The organism is Gordonia sp. PS3, from assembly GCF_041950545.1.
In the GTDB taxonomy this organism is placed as follows: Bacteria; Actinomycetota; Actinomycetes; order Mycobacteriales; family Mycobacteriaceae; genus Gordonia; species Gordonia sihwensis.
Genome location: NZ_CP169524.1, coordinates 3,338,460 through 3,354,392, shown reverse-complemented (window position 1 = coordinate 3,354,392; position 15,933 = coordinate 3,338,460). Strand labels below are relative to the sequence as shown.

At 68.6% G+C, this 15,933-nt stretch carries 19 protein-coding genes; 10 read left to right on the top strand and 9 right to left on the bottom strand.

Annotated elements, in window-relative coordinates:
- Nucleotides 1-11: 11 nt before the first annotated feature.
- Nucleotides 12-1,028, bottom strand: a complete 1,017-nt coding sequence (locus ACE11G_RS15580; RefSeq protein ID WP_006894220.1) for a Zn-ribbon domain-containing OB-fold protein — start codon at nt 1,026-1,028, stop codon at nt 12-14.
- A gap of 55 nt (nt 1,029-1,083) precedes the next feature.
- Between ACE11G_RS15580 and ACE11G_RS15575 the strand changes: the two genes are divergently transcribed.
- Nucleotides 1,084-2,118: an LLM class F420-dependent oxidoreductase gene (locus ACE11G_RS15575; protein WP_062366246.1), complete on the top strand. Its 1,035-nt coding sequence runs from the start codon at nt 1,084-1,086 to the stop codon at nt 2,116-2,118.
- A gap of 19 nt (nt 2,119-2,137) precedes the next feature.
- On the opposite strand, the gene ACE11G_RS15570 is transcribed toward ACE11G_RS15575, so the two are convergent.
- From ACE11G_RS15570 to ACE11G_RS15560, 3 genes are all read right to left on the bottom strand, one after another.
- Nucleotides 2,138-2,629: a hypothetical protein gene (locus ACE11G_RS15570; RefSeq protein WP_045537561.1), complete on the bottom strand. Its 492-nt coding sequence runs from the start codon at nt 2,627-2,629 to the stop codon at nt 2,138-2,140.
- 102 nt (nt 2,630-2,731) lie between these two features.
- Nucleotides 2,732-3,619, bottom strand: coding sequence for an SAM-dependent methyltransferase (locus ACE11G_RS15565; RefSeq protein WP_062366248.1), 888 nt, complete (start codon nt 3,617-3,619; stop codon nt 2,732-2,734).
- Between the two features lie 47 nt (nt 3,620-3,666).
- On the bottom strand, nt 3,667-4,485 hold the full coding sequence (locus ACE11G_RS15560; protein ID WP_006894224.1) for a crotonase/enoyl-CoA hydratase family protein: 819 nt from the start codon (nt 4,483-4,485) through the stop codon (nt 3,667-3,669).
- A gap of 60 nt (nt 4,486-4,545) precedes the next feature.
- On the opposite strand from ACE11G_RS15560, the gene ACE11G_RS15555 reads away from it, so the two are divergent.
- Both ACE11G_RS15555 and ACE11G_RS15550 read left to right on the top strand, forming a co-directional pair.
- Nucleotides 4,546-6,177, top strand: a complete 1,632-nt coding sequence (locus ACE11G_RS15555) for an acyl-CoA synthetase (RefSeq protein WP_375002995.1) — start codon at nt 4,546-4,548, stop codon at nt 6,175-6,177.
- 81 nt (nt 6,178-6,258) lie between these two features.
- Nucleotides 6,259-7,392 (top strand): nitronate monooxygenase family protein, encoded by a 1,134-nt coding sequence (locus ACE11G_RS15550; RefSeq protein WP_006894226.1) that lies wholly within the window; start codon nt 6,259-6,261, stop codon nt 7,390-7,392.
- Nucleotides 7,393-7,407: 15 nt separating this feature from the next.
- Here the strand turns inward: ACE11G_RS15550 and ACE11G_RS15545 are convergent, their stop codons facing one another.
- Nucleotides 7,408-7,650 carry a type B 50S ribosomal protein L31 gene (locus ACE11G_RS15545; RefSeq protein ID WP_062366254.1) on the bottom strand — a complete coding sequence of 81 codons (243 nt, stop codon included), beginning with the start codon at nt 7,648-7,650 and terminating at the stop codon, nt 7,408-7,410.
- Complete coding sequence (gene mrf, locus ACE11G_RS15540; RefSeq protein WP_375002992.1) at nt 7,647-8,936, bottom strand: ribosome hibernation factor-recruiting GTPase MRF; 1,290 nt, start codon at nt 8,934-8,936, stop codon at nt 7,647-7,649. Before mrf ends, ACE11G_RS15545 begins: the two co-directional genes overlap by 4 nt.
- A 100-nt stretch (nt 8,937-9,036) precedes the next feature.
- Here mrf and rpmB point away from each other — a divergent pair, with 100 nt between their 5' ends.
- The 4 genes from rpmB to rpsR are packed head-to-tail and all read left to right on the top strand — an operon-like array spanning nt 9,037 to nt 9,936.
- On the top strand, nt 9,037-9,273 hold the full coding sequence (gene rpmB / locus ACE11G_RS15535; protein WP_062366258.1) for a 50S ribosomal protein L28: 237 nt from the start codon (nt 9,037-9,039) through the stop codon (nt 9,271-9,273).
- On the top strand, nt 9,273-9,440 hold the full coding sequence (gene rpmG, locus ACE11G_RS15530) for a 50S ribosomal protein L33 (protein ID WP_006894231.1): 168 nt from the start codon (nt 9,273-9,275) through the stop codon (nt 9,438-9,440). Before rpmB ends, rpmG begins: the two co-directional genes overlap by 1 nt.
- A complete protein-coding gene (gene rpsN / locus ACE11G_RS15525) occupies nt 9,440-9,745 on the top strand; it encodes a 30S ribosomal protein S14 (RefSeq protein WP_062366260.1) in 306 nt (101 codons plus the stop codon). Before rpmG ends, rpsN begins: the two co-directional genes overlap by 1 nt.
- On the top strand, nt 9,745-9,936 hold the full coding sequence (rpsR, locus tag ACE11G_RS15520; RefSeq protein WP_062366267.1) for a 30S ribosomal protein S18: 192 nt from the start codon (nt 9,745-9,747) through the stop codon (nt 9,934-9,936). Before rpsN ends, rpsR begins: the two co-directional genes overlap by 1 nt.
- A 3-nt stretch (nt 9,937-9,939) precedes the next feature.
- On the opposite strand, the gene ACE11G_RS15515 is transcribed toward rpsR, so the two are convergent.
- Genes ACE11G_RS15515 through ACE11G_RS15505 form a run of 3 tightly spaced genes read right to left on the bottom strand, consistent with a single transcriptional unit; the run spans nt 9,940 to nt 13,781 of the window.
- Nucleotides 9,940-11,454: an AMP-binding protein gene (locus tag ACE11G_RS15515; protein WP_062366268.1), complete on the bottom strand. Its 1,515-nt coding sequence runs from the start codon at nt 11,452-11,454 to the stop codon at nt 9,940-9,942.
- Nucleotides 11,455-11,458: 4 nt separating this feature from the next.
- Entirely contained in the window at nt 11,459-12,571 is a 1,113-nt protein-coding gene (locus tag ACE11G_RS15510) for an acyl-CoA dehydrogenase family protein (protein WP_375002988.1), read from the bottom strand.
- A gap of 28 nt (nt 12,572-12,599) precedes the next feature.
- Nucleotides 12,600-13,781: an acyl-CoA dehydrogenase family protein gene (locus ACE11G_RS15505; protein WP_006894237.1), complete on the bottom strand. Its 1,182-nt coding sequence runs from the start codon at nt 13,779-13,781 to the stop codon at nt 12,600-12,602.
- Nucleotides 13,782-13,904: 123 nt separating this feature from the next.
- Here ACE11G_RS15505 and ACE11G_RS15500 point away from each other — a divergent pair, with 123 nt between their 5' ends.
- From ACE11G_RS15500 to ACE11G_RS15490, 3 genes are all read left to right on the top strand, one after another.
- A complete protein-coding gene (locus ACE11G_RS15500) occupies nt 13,905-14,099 on the top strand; it encodes a ferredoxin (RefSeq protein WP_006894238.1) in 195 nt (64 codons plus the stop codon).
- An 82-nt stretch (nt 14,100-14,181) separates the two neighbouring features.
- On the top strand, nt 14,182-15,072 hold the full coding sequence (locus ACE11G_RS15495) for a 3-oxoacyl-ACP reductase (RefSeq protein WP_006894240.1): 891 nt from the start codon (nt 14,182-14,184) through the stop codon (nt 15,070-15,072).
- 95 nt (nt 15,073-15,167) lie between these two features.
- Entirely contained in the window at nt 15,168-15,932 is a 765-nt protein-coding gene (locus ACE11G_RS15490; RefSeq protein WP_006894241.1) for an ABC transporter permease, read from the top strand.
- Nucleotide 15,933 lies beyond the last annotated feature (1 nt).

Below are 15,933 nucleotides of genomic sequence, written 5' to 3'. Positions count from 1 at the left end.
CTCCTTCCCGCTCAGAGGTGATTCCGGTACGCGTCGAAGTCGGCGTCCGGTTCGCCGCTCGGGGCGAAGTGGCTGATATTGCGCATGGTGTAGTCCCATTCGGCCTCGGGACGCCATACGGCCTTGACCCGCATGCCCATGCGTACCTCTTCCGCGGGGCAGTCGAGGATCAGGTGCAGGAACGGGATGTCGGCGCCGTCGAGCAGAACGTAGGCGGCGACGTAGGGCGGCTTGATCTGCTGCCCCAGGAAGGGCACGTTCACGATGCAGAAAGTGGTGACGGTGCCGGTGTCGGGCAGCTCCACCCGCTCGACGGTCGGGCTGCCGTCGGCCGGGCTCACGTACCGGGGTGGGAAGTACACCTCGCCGGTACGCACCCGACCGCCGATGAGACGGCCTGCCTTGAGGCCCTCGAGGTACCAGCTCTCGGACTCCGCGGCCGAATGCATGATGTCGGTGGTGATCGGCGTGGTGATGATGACGTCGCCCGCGTCGTCGACGATCATCTCGCCGGTCGCCTCCGGTGCGGTCTCCGGTGTCTCACCCAGGCTGAAGTGGGCGATGTCGGTGATCGCTCCGCTGCGCGCCGCATGCCACACGGCGTGGACGCGTGCGCCGACGCTCATCTGCGACGGCTCGTCGGCGTCCACCACGTGCAGCAGCGCGGTGTCGGCGCCGTCGAGCCTGATGAGGGCGAAGGCGAACGGCCGGTCGAGGATCTGGCCGTCGAGCGGCTCCGGCTGCCAGGACCAGCTCTCGACCGTGCCGACCGGCGCGACCTCCACAAGCGAGGTCGTCGGCTCCCCGGAGGAGGGGTCGAACTCGGCGGGAGGAACCGTGACGCGGCCGTCGGAGCCGCGGCTTCCGACGATGCGGCCGTCGCGCAGGGCGAGGGCGAACTGCGACAGGACCGGTCCGAGCGAGCGTGTGTAGGCGAAGGTGTTGGTCAGCTTCGCGGACAGGATTCGTGACTCGGGTGCGGGGACCTGCACCTCGGGAGTCGGGTGGGTTGCACTATTGGACACCACCAAAGTAGAACACGTTCTAGTATGTGTCGCAAGGGTTCGACGGAAGGGTTCTCGCGTGAAACTTGGCCTACATCTGGGGTATTGGAGTGCGCAACCGCCGCTGGGCGTCCCGGAGATGTTGGTGGCCGCGGAGGAGTCGGGATTCGACTCGGTGTTCACCGCGGAGTCCTGGGGATCGGATGCGTACACCCCGCTGGCCTGGTGGGGAGCGGCCACCGCGACCCTGCGGCTCGGCACGGCGGTGGCCCAGCTGTCGGCCCGGCCGCCCACCACCCTGGCCATGGCGGCCTTGACCCTCGACCATCTCTCGGGCGGCAGGCACATCATCGGTCTCGGCGTCTCCGGGCCGCAGGTGGTGGAGGGCTGGTACGGGCAGTCGTTCGGCAAGCCGTTGGCGCGCACCCGCGAATACGTGCGGATCGTCCGCGACGTGCTGGCGCGCGAGGGCGCCGTGGTCAGCGACGGACCCCACTACCCGCTGCCGCGGCGGGAGGGCGAGGGGGTCACCGGTCTGGGGAAGTCGCTCAAGCCGATCACCCATCCGCTGCGCGCGGACATCCCGATCTGGCTGGGAGCCGAAGGTCCCAAGAACGTCGCGCAGACCGCCGAGATCGCCGACGGCTGGCTCGCGATCTTCTACACGCCGCGGCTCGCGGGCATGTACGACGAGTGGCTCGACGAGGGCTTCGCCCGTCCCGGCGCGCGCCGATCGCGTGCCGACTTCGAGATCTCGGCTACCGTTCAGTGTGTGATCACCGACGACGTCGCCGCGGCGATCGACCGCTATCGGCCGTCGACCGCGCTCTACGTCGGCGGGATGGGGGCGGCGGAGAAGAACTTTCACGCCGACCTCTATCGGCGTATGGGGTACGGCCAGGCGGTCGACGACATCGGCCGGCTGTTCCGGTCCGGCCGCAAGGAGGAGGCTCTGGCTGCGGTGCCCGACGAGATGGTCCGCGAGACGATGCTGGTCGGCACCGCCGACGAGGTGCGCGAACAGATCGGGTTGTGGGAGGCCGCAGGGGTCACCACGCTGATGGTGACCGCGCGCGATGTGCAGACCGTGCGAGCACTCGGCGAACTGGTCTAGCGACGCAGCGGCGAGCGGTTCAGGGCGCGACCACCACGCCGCCGCAGCTGCGCGCGGGTATCGCCCAGAGTGCGTTGCGGTTCACCGTGCTCAGCCGCAACTGCACTCTGCCGGGCCCGAAGGTGCTGCGGGGGAGGCTGAAGTTGTGCACCCCGGTGTTCGGCGGCCGCACCTGGCTGTGGTCGATCATCGTGCCCTTCCGCCCGGTCTGCAGGTTGTGCCAGTCCAGGCGGGCCACCGAGTCGTATCCGACCCCGATCCAGAGGCTGCCGTAGTCGATCTGGATATACGTGGTCCCGGCGTACTCGGCGACGATCGCGCGGAAGGGCCGGTAGGGCATGTCGACGATGTTCGGACTGACGTTGAGGCAGCCGTGGAGCGGGTACTCGCGTGTCACGGCGCCGGCGCTTCCCGCTCCGGCGAGAAGCGACGAGACGACGGCAGCGGCGGCGACCGCCGCGGCGAGGACACGGGTCCGGAGTGAACGACGATGTGTCGGCAGGGTGGGCATGAGCTTCTCCTCGGCGGGCTCGTCGCGTGGCTTCGTACCCGGTATGTCGACGCCGAGGGGGCGATCTGTTAGCCGGATCACAGAATCGGTGAGCCCCGGGCGTCAGGTCTCGCGGTCGGACGGGAACGAGACCTCGGCCACCACGACGTGGCCGTTCGCCAGTCTGCGCGGGTGCCGAGTCCGGACGCCGACGTCGTCGGCGATCGATTTCAGATCGCGATCGGAGACGACGGTGAACCCGAAATCCTCCAGCAGGTCGCGCATCGCCGCCGGTCTCCAGGCCGAGACATGGCGTTCCTCGCCCATCGGATCGGGCCGCCCGGCGATCGCGAAGACCGTCTTGAGCGCATAGTGCGCCGGACGGCTCACCGTGTGGCGTTGCGGATAGGTCGCTATCAGCTGAGATCCCGGAGCCGAGCGTTCGGCGACGTCCGCGAGGGTGGCACGGACCTGGTCCGTCGTGAGATACGGCAGCACGCCCTCCCAGATCCACGTGGTGGGGAGTTCGGAGCGATGGCCGGCTGATTCCAGGGCGCCGGTGAGACTGTCGGTGCCGAACTCGACCGGGACGAAGGTGAGTTCCTCGGTGACCGGCTCCAGATTCCGGACGCGCCTGCGCTTGTCGGCCTGCGATGCGGGGCGGTCCACCTCGAAGACGGTGGTCTGCGGCAGCTTTCGCATCCGCCAGGCCCGGGCGTCCAGGCCCGCTCCGAGGACGACGAGTTGGCTGTGCCGCCGCTGGCGCACGGCGTCGTCGATCGCGACGGTGCGCGCCGCCAGGATCTCCACGGTCGCCGTCAGCAGTTCATAGGCCGGACGGTCACGCCAGTGTCTCGGGGCCGGCCCGCGTGCCGTCTCGACCTCTCTGCGCTCGTCGTCGTCGAGCAGGTCGATGGCGATGGGATCGCTGAACCGTCCGATCGCGATGCGCCCGTCCGCGACGGCGCGCGCCTGGCAGACCAGGACGGCGGTGCGGCTCGCTTTCGGCATGGCAACGACCGTAGGCCGGGACGGACCGATGGGCAACGCAGCCGCTCCTACTCGCCGGTGAACACCGGCTTCTCGCGGTTGGCGAAGGCGCGCGGGCCGATCTTGGCGTCCTTGGACGCGAAGACCTTGGCGCCGAGTTCGGCGTCGATCTTGAAGGCCTCCTCCTCGTGCAGGCCCTCGCTGTCGCGAATGGTCTTGAGGATGGCCTGGACTGCGAGCGGGCCGTTGGCCGCGATCTGGTCGGCGATCTCGAGAGCCTTGTCCAGCGCCGTGCCGTCCGGAACCACGTGGCCCACGAGTCCGTACTCCTTGGCCTCGGCGGCGGTGATGTGACGGCCGGTCAGGAGGATGTCGGCCGCCACGGTGTAGGGGATCTGGCGGACCAGCCGGACGGCGCTGCCGCCGAGCGGGAACAGGCCCCACTTGGCTTCGGAGACGCCGAACTTCGCGCTCTCGGCGGCGACGCGGATGTCGGTGCCCTGGAGGATCTCGGTTCCGCCGGCGATCGCCGGGCCCTCGACCGCGGCGATCAACGGCTTCGACAGCCGGCGTCCCTTGAGCAGTGCGGGGAGCCGCGTGAGGTCCCATCCGCCTTTCGCGAAGGAGTCGCCAGGTGCCGACTGGTTCATGGCCTTGAGGTCGGCGCCCGCGCAGAAGTAGCCGCCCGCTCCGGTCAGGATCGCGACCCGGATGTCCGGATCGTCGTCCACCTGGTCCCACGCCTGCTCCATGATCCGCATCATCGGACCCGACAGTGCGTTGCGCGCCTCGGGTCGGTTCATCGTCACGATCAGCACGTGGCCGCGCTTCTCGACGAGGCACTCCGGTGCGGCGGCGGTGGTGGCGGCAGCGCTTTCTGGGGACATGTTTCCTCCTGGCCCGACGTTTTCCTTGCCGCGAACAGTAACACGTTCTAGTTTTGACGCATGGCCTTCACTGTCGCGGACCTCTTCGAGCACGCTGTGGACCTCATGCCCGACCGCGTGGCGCTGGAATCGGGCGACCGCTCGCTGACCTACGCCGAGCTCGATCGCCGGGCCAACGCGCTGGCGCACCGGCTGCGGTCGCTCGGCGTGGCACCCGGCGAGGCGGTGGGCCTGTACAGCAGAAACACCATCGAAGCAGTCGAGTCGATGATCGCGATCTTCAAGGCGCGGGCAGTGATGGTGAACGTCAACTACCGCTACGTGGAGAACGAGCTGAAGCACATCTTCACCGATTCGCAGATGACGGTGCTGATCCATGAGCGCCAGTACGCCGCGAAGGTCTGCAACGTGTTATCGAATGCGACCACCGACATCACCGCGCGCATCGTCGTCGAAGACGGATCCGACGCGCCTGCCGAGTGTTCGGACGCGGCCGGCGTCTCGGTCGTCGGATACGAGGCGGCGATCGCCGAGTCGTCGTCGGAACGCGATTTCGAGGAGCGGTCGGACGACGATCTCTACCTGCTCTACACGGGCGGCACGACGGGAAAGCCGAAGGGCGTCGTCTGGCGTCAGGAGGACGTGTGGCGGGTGCTCGGGGGCGGGATCGACTGGTACACCGGACGGCCTGTCGAGGACGAATGGGAGCACGCGCGGACCGGATCGCAGGGCGGCCAGCTGGTGCGCTTCCCGATTCCGCCGTTCATCCACGGCGGCAGCCAGTGGGCGGTGTTCCAGTCCCTGTTCGCCGGCGGGAAGGCGGTGGTCTACCCGGATTTCGACGCCGCCGAGGTGTGGAAGGCGGTGCAACGGCACGGTGTGAACGTCGTGTTCATCACTGGTGACGCGATGGGCCGGCCGATGATCGAAGAACTCGAGAAGGGTGGCTACGACACCTCGACGGTGGTGTCGGTGGCCTCGTCGGCGGCCCTGTTCTCGGCGTCGATCAAGGACCGCTACCTGGAGTGTCTGCCGAACGCGGTCATCGTCGACGCGATCGGATCGTCGGAGACCGGCTTCGGCGGCATGGGAGTGGCGGTGAAGGGTCAGAGCCGGGTAGGTGCGCCGACGGTGAAGGCCGACCCGAGCGCTCACGTCCTCGCCGAGGACGGTCGCCGTCTGGAGCCGGGCAGCGGGGAGGTGGGGCGCCTGGCGCGGTCGGGTCACATTCCGCTGCGCTACCACAACGATCCGGTCAAATCGGCCGAGACCTTCGTCGTCTACGACGGTGTCCGCTACTCCATGCCGGGCGACTTCGCGACCATCGAGGCCGACGGCACGATCACGATGCTCGGCCGCGGGTCGATGTCGATCAACACCGGCGGCGAGAAGGTCTTCCCCGAGGAGGTCGAGGCCGCGCTCAAGGGTCATCCGGACGTCTTCGACGCAGTCGTGGTGGGCGTGGCGGACGATCGCTTCGGTCAGCGGGTCGCGGCCGTGCTGCAGACCCGCGACGGGGTCCGGCCGGACCTGGTGACCCTCAACGAGGCCGTCCGCGCCGAACTCGCGGGGTACAAGTGCCCGCGGAGCGTCTGGTTCGTCGACGAGGTGAAGCGCTCACCCGCGGGCAAACCCGACTATCGGTGGGCGCGCGAGGTGACCGGCTCCCGCGAAGCCGACCACGCTCTCTGAACCCGTGACTCCCATCCCTTCTACGACCATCGCCTCTACGACCATCTCCTTTACACAATCTCTTCTACGACAAGGACATCGATGAAAACCCCATTGTGCGAGCGGTTCGGGATCGAATACCCGATCTTCGGCTTCACCCCCAGCGAGGAGGTGGCCGCCGCGATCAGCCGCGCGGGCGGCCTCGGCGTCCTGGGATGCGTGCGGTTCAACGAGCCGGATGAACTCGACGCGGTCCTGGAATGGATGCACGAGAACACCGACGGGAAGCCCTTCGGCGTCGACGTCGTGATGCCCGCCAAGATCCCCACCGAGGGATCCAAGATGGACCTCGACGCGATGATCCCGCCCGAGCACCGTGCGTTCGTCGAGCGGACGCTCGACGATCTCGGAGTGCCGCAGCTGCCGGACGGCGGCGATCGGGTGAACACCGGCGTGCTCGGCTGGCTGCACTCGGTCGCACGCTCGCATGTCGACATCGCGATGGAGCACACGCGCAAGTACGGGCAGATCAAGCTGATCGCCAATGCGCTCGGCTCGCCTCCCGAGGACGTCATCGGCATCGCGCACGACAACGGTGTGGCGGTCGCGGCGCTCGCGGGAGCGCGGGAGCATGCGCTGCACCACCTCGACGCCGGCGTCGACATCGTCATCGCGCAGGGCTATGAGGGCGGCGGGCACACCGGCGAGGTCACGTCGATGGTCCTCTGGCCGGAGTTGGTCGACGCCGCCGGTGAGGCTCCGGTGCTCGCCGCGGGCGGTGTGGGCAGCGGCAGGCAGATCGCCGCCGCCATCGCGCTCGGTGCGCAGGGCGTGTGGATGGGCACCTATTGGCTCACCGCCGCCGAGTACAACCTCGGCGCGCACAAGCCGGGCGAACCGTCGACCGTTCAGCAGGCACTGCTGGCCGCGACCTCGCGCGACACCGTCCGGCGTCGGATCTACTCGGGCAAGCCGGCGCGCCTGCTCAAGACGGCGTGGACCGACGCGTGGGACGCTCCCGGCGCCCCGGAACCGCTGCCGATGCCGCTGCAGAATCTCCTGGTGGGCGAGGCGCACGCGCGGATCTCGGCATCCGACGACCCGAAGGTGGTGGCGATGCCGGCCGGACAGATCGTCGGGCGCTGCAACGAGATCACCCCGGTGGAGAAACTGATCGACGGACTGGTCTCGGAGTACCGCGAAGCGGTCGCGAGGATGAACGCCACCCTGGACTGAGCGTCCGGGTCGGCTCTACAGCCCGTACCGCCGCTTGAACCGTTCGACGCGGCCCTCGGCGTCCACCAGACGCTGGGTGCCGGTCCAGAACGGATGGGAATCGCTCGTCACATCGACGGTGATCAGCGGGTAGACCTCGCCGTCCTCCCACTCGACGGTCGCGTCCGAGGCGGCCGTCGATCGGGTGAGGAAACTCGTGCCGGTGGTCGCGTCGCGGAATACGACGTGGCGGTACTCGGGGTGGATTCCGGGCTTCATCGGTTCTCCCCTTCGGTCTGGTCCACGGTGGCGGACCGGTCGGTGGTCTCGAGGTCGTCGCACGGGTCGCGATGGTCGGTGCCGAACGGGGACGGCAGGTTCGCCAGGGCCCGCGGCCCAGCGGCCAGTTCGTCATCGGTGACGAGCGCCGCGTCGAAGGCGGCGCGGATCTCGTCGGGCGCGGCCCGATGGCACAGGACGACGATGCTGGTGTGGCGATCACCGTGCACGTCGTCCCAGTAGAACGCCGCCGTCGCGGACTGCTGCGGATCCGCGGCGGCCGCGGGATCGGTGGCCAGCCAGGTGCCGACGCGGCGGATGCCCAGGGCGCCGCCGGCCGAGTCGAGCCACAGCACGTCGTTCGGATTCGCCGCGATCCACAGCCGACCCTGCGCGGTCACGACGCCGTCGAGCAAGGCGTCGAGCGCCACGTGCAGCCGCTCAGGGTGGAACGGGCGCGTCGCTTCGATCGTCATCAGCTCCACGCCGCAGTCGGCGGTGAGGTCCGGTCGTCCCGACAGCAGGGGATCGAACGGGCGGCGCGGGCGTCCGTGAGGTGACTCCGCCGTGCCGGAGGCGAGCGCCCGCGCCATCAGTGCGGCGTCGAGCGGCTGCCTGCTGTTGAGCGTGCGCATTCCCGCGGCCGGCGCCAACCGGACGAGCACGGCGTGCAGTCGTGCGAGCTCCCATGCACCCGCGGCCGAGTCGGCGCGCTCCACGATCACGGTGTCGGCGAATCGCACCTGCCCGACGGCCACCTGTGCGAGGGTGCGCTCGTCCTCGGCGGCCGAGAGTCCCGCCTCAGCGAGCGTGAGATCGCCGGTGGCGTCGGCGAGCCACCGTGCCGCGTCGACGCCGCAGACGGTGTGGCTCAGGCACACGTCGTCGCCCGCGGGGGCGGGTGGCAGCCCCGGCACGTGCACGACCGTCTGGTGGACCTCGAGCGCGACGTTCTCCGGTTCCGCCACCGGATCGAGAACCACCACGATCCGGGACACCTGCGTCTCGCGGTGCAGGGTGCGCAGGAGCGGGAGGAGATCGAGTCGGAGTGTGCACGACACGCATCCGTGTTCCAGGTCGATGTCGTCGAGACTGAACTCGTCGTGGCCGTCGGTGTCGATCCGATGCACGGTTCGCGTGACGCGGCCGCGCTCGACGTCACGCAGATCGTGGCTCACCACCGCGGTCCCGGGAGTGGCCAGGGTGTGGGCGATTCTGGCGGAGATAGTGCGATCGAGGCCGGTGACCAGGGTCAACGGTGTTCTGTGCGAACGTTCCTGCGGCATCTCGACTCATTCCTTACTTGTAATGGTTTTCATTAATTTCGGATTTCACTGTACCGTCATCGGCGAAATTAATGCGAATAGTTGTCAGTAAGGAGGCTTCATGTCAGCGAGATGCCAGGTGACGGGGGCGGTACCCGGATTCGGGAAGTCGGTGTCTCACTCGCACCGTCGGACGTCGCGTCAATGGCAGCCCAATCTGTTCCGGAAGACGTACTGGGTGCCCAGTCTGGGTCGCCGGGTGACGTTGCGGGTCAGCGCCAAGGGGATCAAGGAGATCGATCGGGACGGGATCGATGCGGTCGTCGGTCGCATCCGGCGGCGAGGGGAGCGGGTCTGATGGCGAGCAGCACTGATCTGCGGCCGGTGATCAAGCTCCGGTCGACGGCCGGTACCGGATACACGTACGTGACGCGCAAGAACCGCAGGAACGACCCCGATCGTCTCGTCCTGCGCAAATACGACCCGATCGTGCGGCGGCACGTGGATTTCAAGGAGGACCGCTGATGGCGAAGAAGTCGAAGATCGTCCGTGACGGGCAGCGGCGCGCGGTGGTCGAGCGGTACGCCGAGCGGCGGGCCGAGCTGAAGCGGATCGTCGTCGATGCGAGCGCCGAGCCCGCGGCCCGCCGGGCGGCTCAGGCGGAGTTGTCGAAGCAGCCGCGCGACGCCAGCGCCACCCGGCTGCGCAATCGTGACGCGGTCGACGGCCGGCCGCGCGGCTACCTCCGCAAAGCGGGAGTGTCGCGCATCAGATTCCGTGAGATGGCGCACCGCGGCGAGCTGCCCGGCATTCAGAAGGCGAGCTGGTGATGCGTGAGGTGAAACGGCGTACCGCCGGTCCGAACCTGACCTTCGACTACAAGGACACGCAGACGCTCAGGCGCTTCCTGACCGACCGCGGCCGCATCCGGAAGCGATCGGTCACCGGCTTGTCCGTGCAGCAGCAACGCCGCCTCGCGGTCGCGGTGCGGAATGCGCGGGAGATGGCGCTGCTGCCCTGACGCTCAGCCGGCCAGGCGCCAGGTCGGCTCGCCGAGCGACGCGGCGAGGGCGGCGCGGGCGGTCTTGAAGGTCGCGGTCTCGGGCTGCGAATCGGTGAGCCAGACCAGGGTCGGCCACTGCTTCGGCCCGAGATCGGTCTGCGCCTTCAAGAACTCCACCAGCGACTCCCGCGTCAGTCCCGGTGCCACCAGCACGGCACCGACGGCGTCGCCGATGTCGTCGGGGACGCCCAGCACGGTGGCGTCGGCTATCAACCGATGGCGCAGCAGGATCTGCTCGATGGGACGGGTACCGAGATTCTCGCCGTCCACCCGCAGCCAGTCGCCGAGACGGCCGGCGAAGTGCACGTACCCGTCGTCATCCACCCATCCCAGATCTCCGGTGCGGTACACGCCGCCGCGCAGGCGCTGCGCCGTCGCCTCCTCATCGCCGTAATAGCCGTCGAAGAGTCCGGCACCGGCGGTGTTGACGATCTCGCCGATCCGTCCGGCGGCGACGGGTTCGAGTGTGTCCGGGTCGACGACGGCGTTCGGGGCGGTGAGCGGCCCGAGCGCATCGTCCGGGGTGTCCGCGGTGCGGGTGATCGAGACACCGCCCTCGGTGGACCCGAAACCGTCGACCACGCGCGCGCCGAACCGGCGCGCGAACTCGGTGCGATCGGCGGCCCCGGCCTCGTTTCCGTACACCAGGCGGAGGGTGCTGCGGGCGTCGTCGTCGCGCTCGGGCGTGGCCAGGACATAGCGCAGCGGCTTGCCGACGTAGTTCGCGTAGGTGACACCGTACCGACGCACGTCCTCGCAGAACCCGGTCGCCGAGAACTTCCTGCGAAGGACGATCGACGCGCCGGCGGCCACCGCCACCGACCATCCGGCGATCAGCGAATTGGAGTGGAACATCGGCATCGACAGGTAGGCGACGTCGTCGGGTCCGAGTCCGAAACGCTGCGCCAGCATCACTCCCGGCGCACCGAACTTGCGCTGACTGCAGCGCACGGCCTTGGGGTCGCCCGTAGTGCCGGAGGTGAAGATGAGCATCACCAGATCGTCGGGTCGCACGGGCGCCGGTGCGAACCCGTCGGACGACGCCGCGGAGACCGTCTCGGCCCACTCGGCGCCGTCGACGTTGAGCACCGGGACCGGGAGATCCGCCGGAATCAGCTCGGCCGTCTCGTCCGAGACGATCACGATCTGGCAGTCCGCCCGGGCCACGTCCGCGGCCAGCGCCGCACCCCGGCGCGTGCTGTTGAGCCCGACGAGGACGAACGCGCCTAGTGCGGCCGCTCCGAACAGGAAGCTGAACTCGGGGACGTTCGGCAGCAGCACGCCGACGTGCGGAGGACGGACGGGATCGAGTCGTTCGCGCAGCGCCGCAGCACGTTTCCTGGTCGCAGTGAAGTGATCGCGCCACGGGGTGAACCCGCCCTCGAAATGCATCCCGCGGTCGGTGACCTCCGACAGCGAGGCGTAGAGGTCCGACAGGCAGCGGGCGTCGGTGACGGCGGCGGGCGGCGCGGTCACCGAATCACCGCGTCGCCGTCAGCAGGTCGCCGAGTTCGGCGAGCACCACCGGGGCGCTGCCCAGCGTGAATTCGTTCTGCTTGGCGCGCAGGAAGTACCGGTGCACCGGGTGGCTGGTGTCCAGACCGACGCCACCGTGCACGTGAACCGAGGTGTGGGCGACGCGGTGTCCGGCTTCGGCCGCCCAGAACTTGGCGGTGTCGACCGCGGCGGTGGCCCCGTCGGCGTCGGTGTCGGCGAGTCCCGACAGCAGCCAGGCGGCCTGCAGCACGCTCAGCGTGAGTGCCTGGACATCGATGTAACCGTCGGCGAGGCGCGCGGCCACGGCCTGGAACGAACCGATCGGCCTTCCGAACTGCTCTCGTTCGCGTGCGTAACGGGCGGTGGCGTCGAGGGCTCCGGCGATCACGCCGGCCTGGTCCGCGCTGACGGCCAGCCGCAGCAGGTCGAGTGCTCGATCGACGGTGGCGGCGCCGCCGTCGAGGATCTCGTCGGCCGCCACCTCCACCGCGTCGAACTCGACGAGATAGGTCGGGGTGAGACCGGTCGTGACGGTCTCGGTGATGCGCACGCCGGACCGGTCCGCGGGTACGACGGCGATCAGCGGCCCGCCCGCGCTCGCGGCGGTGACGAGGAGGGTGTCCGCGGCCGCCGCGTAGGGGACGTTGACTTTGGAACCGGTGAGAGCCGAGCCGTCGAATGCGGTGAGCCCGTCGACGGGTCCGTAGGCGCCGTCCTCCTCGACCGCGGCGGTCAGCACCTGCTCGCCGGAGACGGCCCGCGGCAGCAGTTCGGATCGGAGCCGGTCGCTCGCGTGCGCGCAGAGCAGCGGAACGCCGGCCACCGCGTGCGGACCGAACGGCACTCGGGCCAGGCCGCGGCCCAGTTCGGTGGCCACCGCGGTGGTCTCCAACGTGGTGAGACCGGCGCCGTCGACGGCCTCGGGTGCGGCCAGGCCGAGGAGGCCGGCCGCGGCGATCTCGGTCCAGAGCCGCCGGTCGATCGGCGCGCGATCGCTCTCGAGTTCGGCGACCCGCTCGGCGGGGCTGAGCCGGTCGACGATGTCGGACGTCAGCTTGGCGAGGTCGGTCGCAGCTTCGGTGGGGTTGAAGTCCATGGGTTCGTCCTTTGAGTACGGCGGCGGTTCAGCGGCGGGCCGGCGGGAGCTTCAATGCGAGCATGCCGATGATGTCGCGCTGGATCTCGTTGGTGCCGCCGCCGAAGGTGAGGATCAGGGAGGTGCGCGCGAAGCGCTCCAGCCGGCCGAGCAGATGTGCTCCCGGACTGCCCTGCCGCAGTGTGGCGGCGGGTCCGACCACCTCCATCAGCAACCGGTAGGCCTCGGTGGCGAACTCGGTGCCGAACACCTTCGTCGCCGAGGCGTCGGCGGGCGACGGCGAGCCGCCCGAGGCGGCGATCGACGCGATCTTCCAGTTCACGAGCTTGAGGAACTCGACCTTGGCGTGGACACGTGCGAGGTTGGCCCGGACCCAGGCTTGATCGGCCGGCCGCCGACCGTCGGTCTCCGCGGTGGCGAACGCCAGCGTCTCCCGCAGTGCGGTCTGGATGGGGGCGGCACTGCACAGCGCCACCCGCTCATGGTTGAGCTGGTTGGTCACCAGGCTCCATCCGCCGCCCTCTTCGCCGACGCGATTCGTGACCGGAACGCGTACGTCCTGGTAATAGGTGGCGCTGGTGTCGACGCCCGCCATCGTGTGGACCGGGGTGTACGAGAAGCCCTCGGCGGTGGTCGGCACGATCACCATCGAGATCCCCTTGTGCTTGCTCGCCTCCGGATCGGTGCGGCAGGCCAGCCAGACGTAATCGGCGTAGGGGATCAGCGAGGTCCACATCTTCTGCCCGTTGATGACGTACTCGTCGCCGTCCCGGACCGCGGTGGTGCGCAGCGCTGCCAGGTCGGTGCCCGCACCGGGCTCGGAGTAGCCGATCGAGAAGTGCAGGTCGCCGGCCGCGATCTTCGGCAGAAAGAACTTCTTCTGTTCGTCGGTGCCGAAGTGCATGATCGTCGGCGCCACCGAATTGATCGTCAAGAACGGGACGGGGGCGCCCGCGATTGCCGCCTCGTCGGTGAAGATCAGCTGATCCATCATCGAGCGGTCGGCTCCGCCGTACTCGGTGGGCCAGCCCAGCGCGAGCCAGCCGTCCCGCCCCATCTGGCGGACGACGTCCCGGTAGGCATCGCCTTCTCCGAGTTCTCCGTCACCGCCGGTGAGTGCGGCTCGGCGCTCCGGCGTCATCAAGGCGTCGAAGTAGGCGCGAAGTTCGCTCCTGAGCTGCTCTTGTTCCTGCGTGTAGGCGATCCGCATGGCTCTCCCGCCGTTGCTGTTTCCCAATCGGGGCGCAATACTGCTTCCCTAGTATTGAAACACGTTCTAACGTGTAGGACGCGAGCCCGTCAACTGTTCGGGCTGCAAGCGGAGGAGGAATAGATGCACATCAAATGCGACTTCGATCTGTGCGAGTCGAACGCTGTCTGCGTCGGTATGGCACCCGACGTCTTCGAGCTCGACGACAACGACTACCTGGTGATTCTGCAGGACGACGTGGCCGAGACCCGGCGCGAGGAGATGCGTCAGGTGGTCGCCAGCTGCCCCCGCTCGGCACTGTCCATCGTCGACGACTGACAACACTCATTTCCCGATCGAGTGGATGCTCGCAGGGATCTGTGTTAGAACAAGTTCTAGTTTTCGCGTCGAAGGGATAGAAGTGAGTCAGTCGTTGGACGGTCGGGTAGCAGTCGTCACCGGTGCGGGTGCGGGTCTGGGGCGTGCGGAGGCGATCGGTCTCGCGCGCGACGGGGCCACCGTCATCGTGAACGACCTTCAGTCGGCGCTCGACTCCAGCGACGTCTTCGACGAGATCGCCGGTGTGGGCGGCAAGGCGGTTCCGGTGGCAGGCGACATCGCCGACTCGGCCACCGCGGCCGAGATCATGCGTGTCGCGACGCAGGACCTCGGCGGTCTGCACGTCGTCATGAACAACGCGGGCATCACCCGCGACGCCATGCTCTTCAACATGACCGATGAGCAGTGGGATCTGGTGCAGCGCGTCCACCTGCGGGGTCACTTCCTGCTCAACCGGAACGCCGCCGCACACTGGCGCGCCGAGTCCAAGGCCTCCGGTGCGCCCGTGTACGGCCGCCTGATCAACACATCGTCGGAAGCGGCGCTCCTCGGTGGCGCCGGCCAGGCGAACTACTCCGCGGCGAAGGCCGGCATCTCGATGCTGACGGTCTCCGCGAGCCGCGCACTGGCCCGCTACGGCGCCACCGCCAATGCGATCTGTCCCCGTGCGCGCACGGCGATGACCGCGGACGTCTTCGGTGCAGCCCCCGAGGACGCCGTCGACCCGCTGTCGCCCGAGCATGTGGTGACCCTGGTCCGCTACCTCGCCGGTCCCTCGGCGCAGAATGTCTCCGGACAGGTCTTCGTAGTCTACGGCCCCAAGGTCAGTCTGATGGCCGCTCCCAAAGTGCAAGAGGTCTTCGCCGCGGACGGCGACCAGTGGTCGCCCGAGGCGCTCGGCGACGTCGTCTCGGCGTACTTCGCCGAGCCGGAGAAGGTCGGCACATTCTCGGCCTCGGATTTGATGGACTAGCACACCTCTCTTTAGAGTGTGTCGGCTCGGCTTGTAACGCAGAGCACAATTTTCGTACGTGATAGGTTGCCAGCATCGGAGCGGGAGGAGGGGCCTTGACGAGCAGACTCGCTGCCCCGATGAACGGCGTGGGAGAGTTCGTCTCCCTGGGTGTGGAATCCGCCCGTGAGCTTTTTCGACGTCCTTTTCAGTGGCGTGAGACCGTCGAGCAGTCGTGGGCCATCGCCCGCGTCTCACTCGTGCCCACCCTGCTGGTCGCGATCCCGTTCACGGTGCTGGTGAGCTTCACGCTCAACATCCTGCTCCGGGAGATCGGTGCGCAGGACCTCTCCGGCGCCGGTGCCGCGCTCGGAACGATCACCCAGATCGGCCCGATCGTCACGGTGCTCATCGTCGCCGGTGCCGGCGCCACCGCGATCTGCGCCGACCTCGGTGCGCGCACCATCCGTGAGGAGATCGACGCGCTCGAGGTGCTCGGCATCAACCCCGTCCACCGGCTGGTGGTGCCGCGCATCATCGCCTCGACCGGGGTGGCGCTGCTGCTCAACAGCCTGGTGTGCACCATCGGCATCGCGGGCGGCTTCATCTTCTCCGTATATCTGCAGGACGTGAATCCCGGCGCCTTCATCGCCAACCTCACGCTGCTCACCGGTCTCGGGGAACTGGTGATCTCCATGATCAAGGCCGCGCTCTTCGGCCTGTTCGCCGGACTGGTGGGCTGCTACCGCGGCCTCAACGTCAAGGGCGGAGCGAAGGGCGTCGGTGACGCCGTCAATGAGACCGTCGTCTACTCGTTCATGGCGCTGTTCGTCGTGAACGTGGTCGTCACCGCGGTCGGTCTCAAGGCGACGATGGGATAAT

Excerpts from the sequence above, each read along its gene's own strand:
- ACE11G_RS15565 (WP_062366248.1), bottom strand. The coding sequence starts at position 3,619 with ATGCCGAAAGCGAGCCGCACCGCCGTCCTGGTCTGCCAGGCGCGCGCC.
- ACE11G_RS15505 (WP_006894237.1), bottom strand. The coding sequence starts at position 13,781 with ATGCGGATCGCCTACACGCAGGAACAAGAGCAGCTCAGGAGCGAACTT.
- mrf (WP_375002992.1), bottom strand. The coding sequence starts at position 8,936 with ATGCCGCAGGAACGTTCGCACAGAACACCGTTGACCCTGGTCACCGGC.
- rpmG (WP_006894231.1), top strand. The coding sequence starts at position 9,273 with ATGGCGAGCAGCACTGATCTGCGGCCGGTGATCAAGCTCCGGTCGACG.
- rpsR (WP_062366267.1), top strand. The coding sequence starts at position 9,745 with ATGCGTGAGGTGAAACGGCGTACCGCCGGTCCGAACCTGACCTTCGAC.
- ACE11G_RS15545 (WP_062366254.1), bottom strand. The coding sequence starts at position 7,650 with ATGAAGCCCGGAATCCACCCCGAGTACCGCCACGTCGTATTCCGCGAC.
- ACE11G_RS15500 (WP_006894238.1), top strand. The coding sequence starts at position 13,905 with ATGCACATCAAATGCGACTTCGATCTGTGCGAGTCGAACGCTGTCTGC.
- rpsN (WP_062366260.1), top strand. The coding sequence starts at position 9,440 with ATGGCGAAGAAGTCGAAGATCGTCCGTGACGGGCAGCGGCGCGCGGTG.
- rpmB (WP_062366258.1), top strand. The coding sequence starts at position 9,037 with ATGTCAGCGAGATGCCAGGTGACGGGGGCGGTACCCGGATTCGGGAAG.
- ACE11G_RS15560 (WP_006894224.1), bottom strand. The coding sequence starts at position 4,485 with ATGTCCCCAGAAAGCGCTGCCGCCACCACCGCCGCCGCACCGGAGTGC.
- ACE11G_RS15510 (WP_375002988.1), bottom strand. The coding sequence starts at position 12,571 with ATGGACTTCAACCCCACCGAAGCTGCGACCGACCTCGCCAAGCTGACG.
- ACE11G_RS15555 (WP_375002995.1), top strand. The coding sequence starts at position 4,546 with ATGGCCTTCACTGTCGCGGACCTCTTCGAGCACGCTGTGGACCTCATG.
- ACE11G_RS15570 (WP_045537561.1), bottom strand. The coding sequence starts at position 2,629 with ATGCCCACCCTGCCGACACATCGTCGTTCACTCCGGACCCGTGTCCTC.
- ACE11G_RS15550 (WP_006894226.1), top strand. The coding sequence starts at position 6,259 with ATGAAAACCCCATTGTGCGAGCGGTTCGGGATCGAATACCCGATCTTC.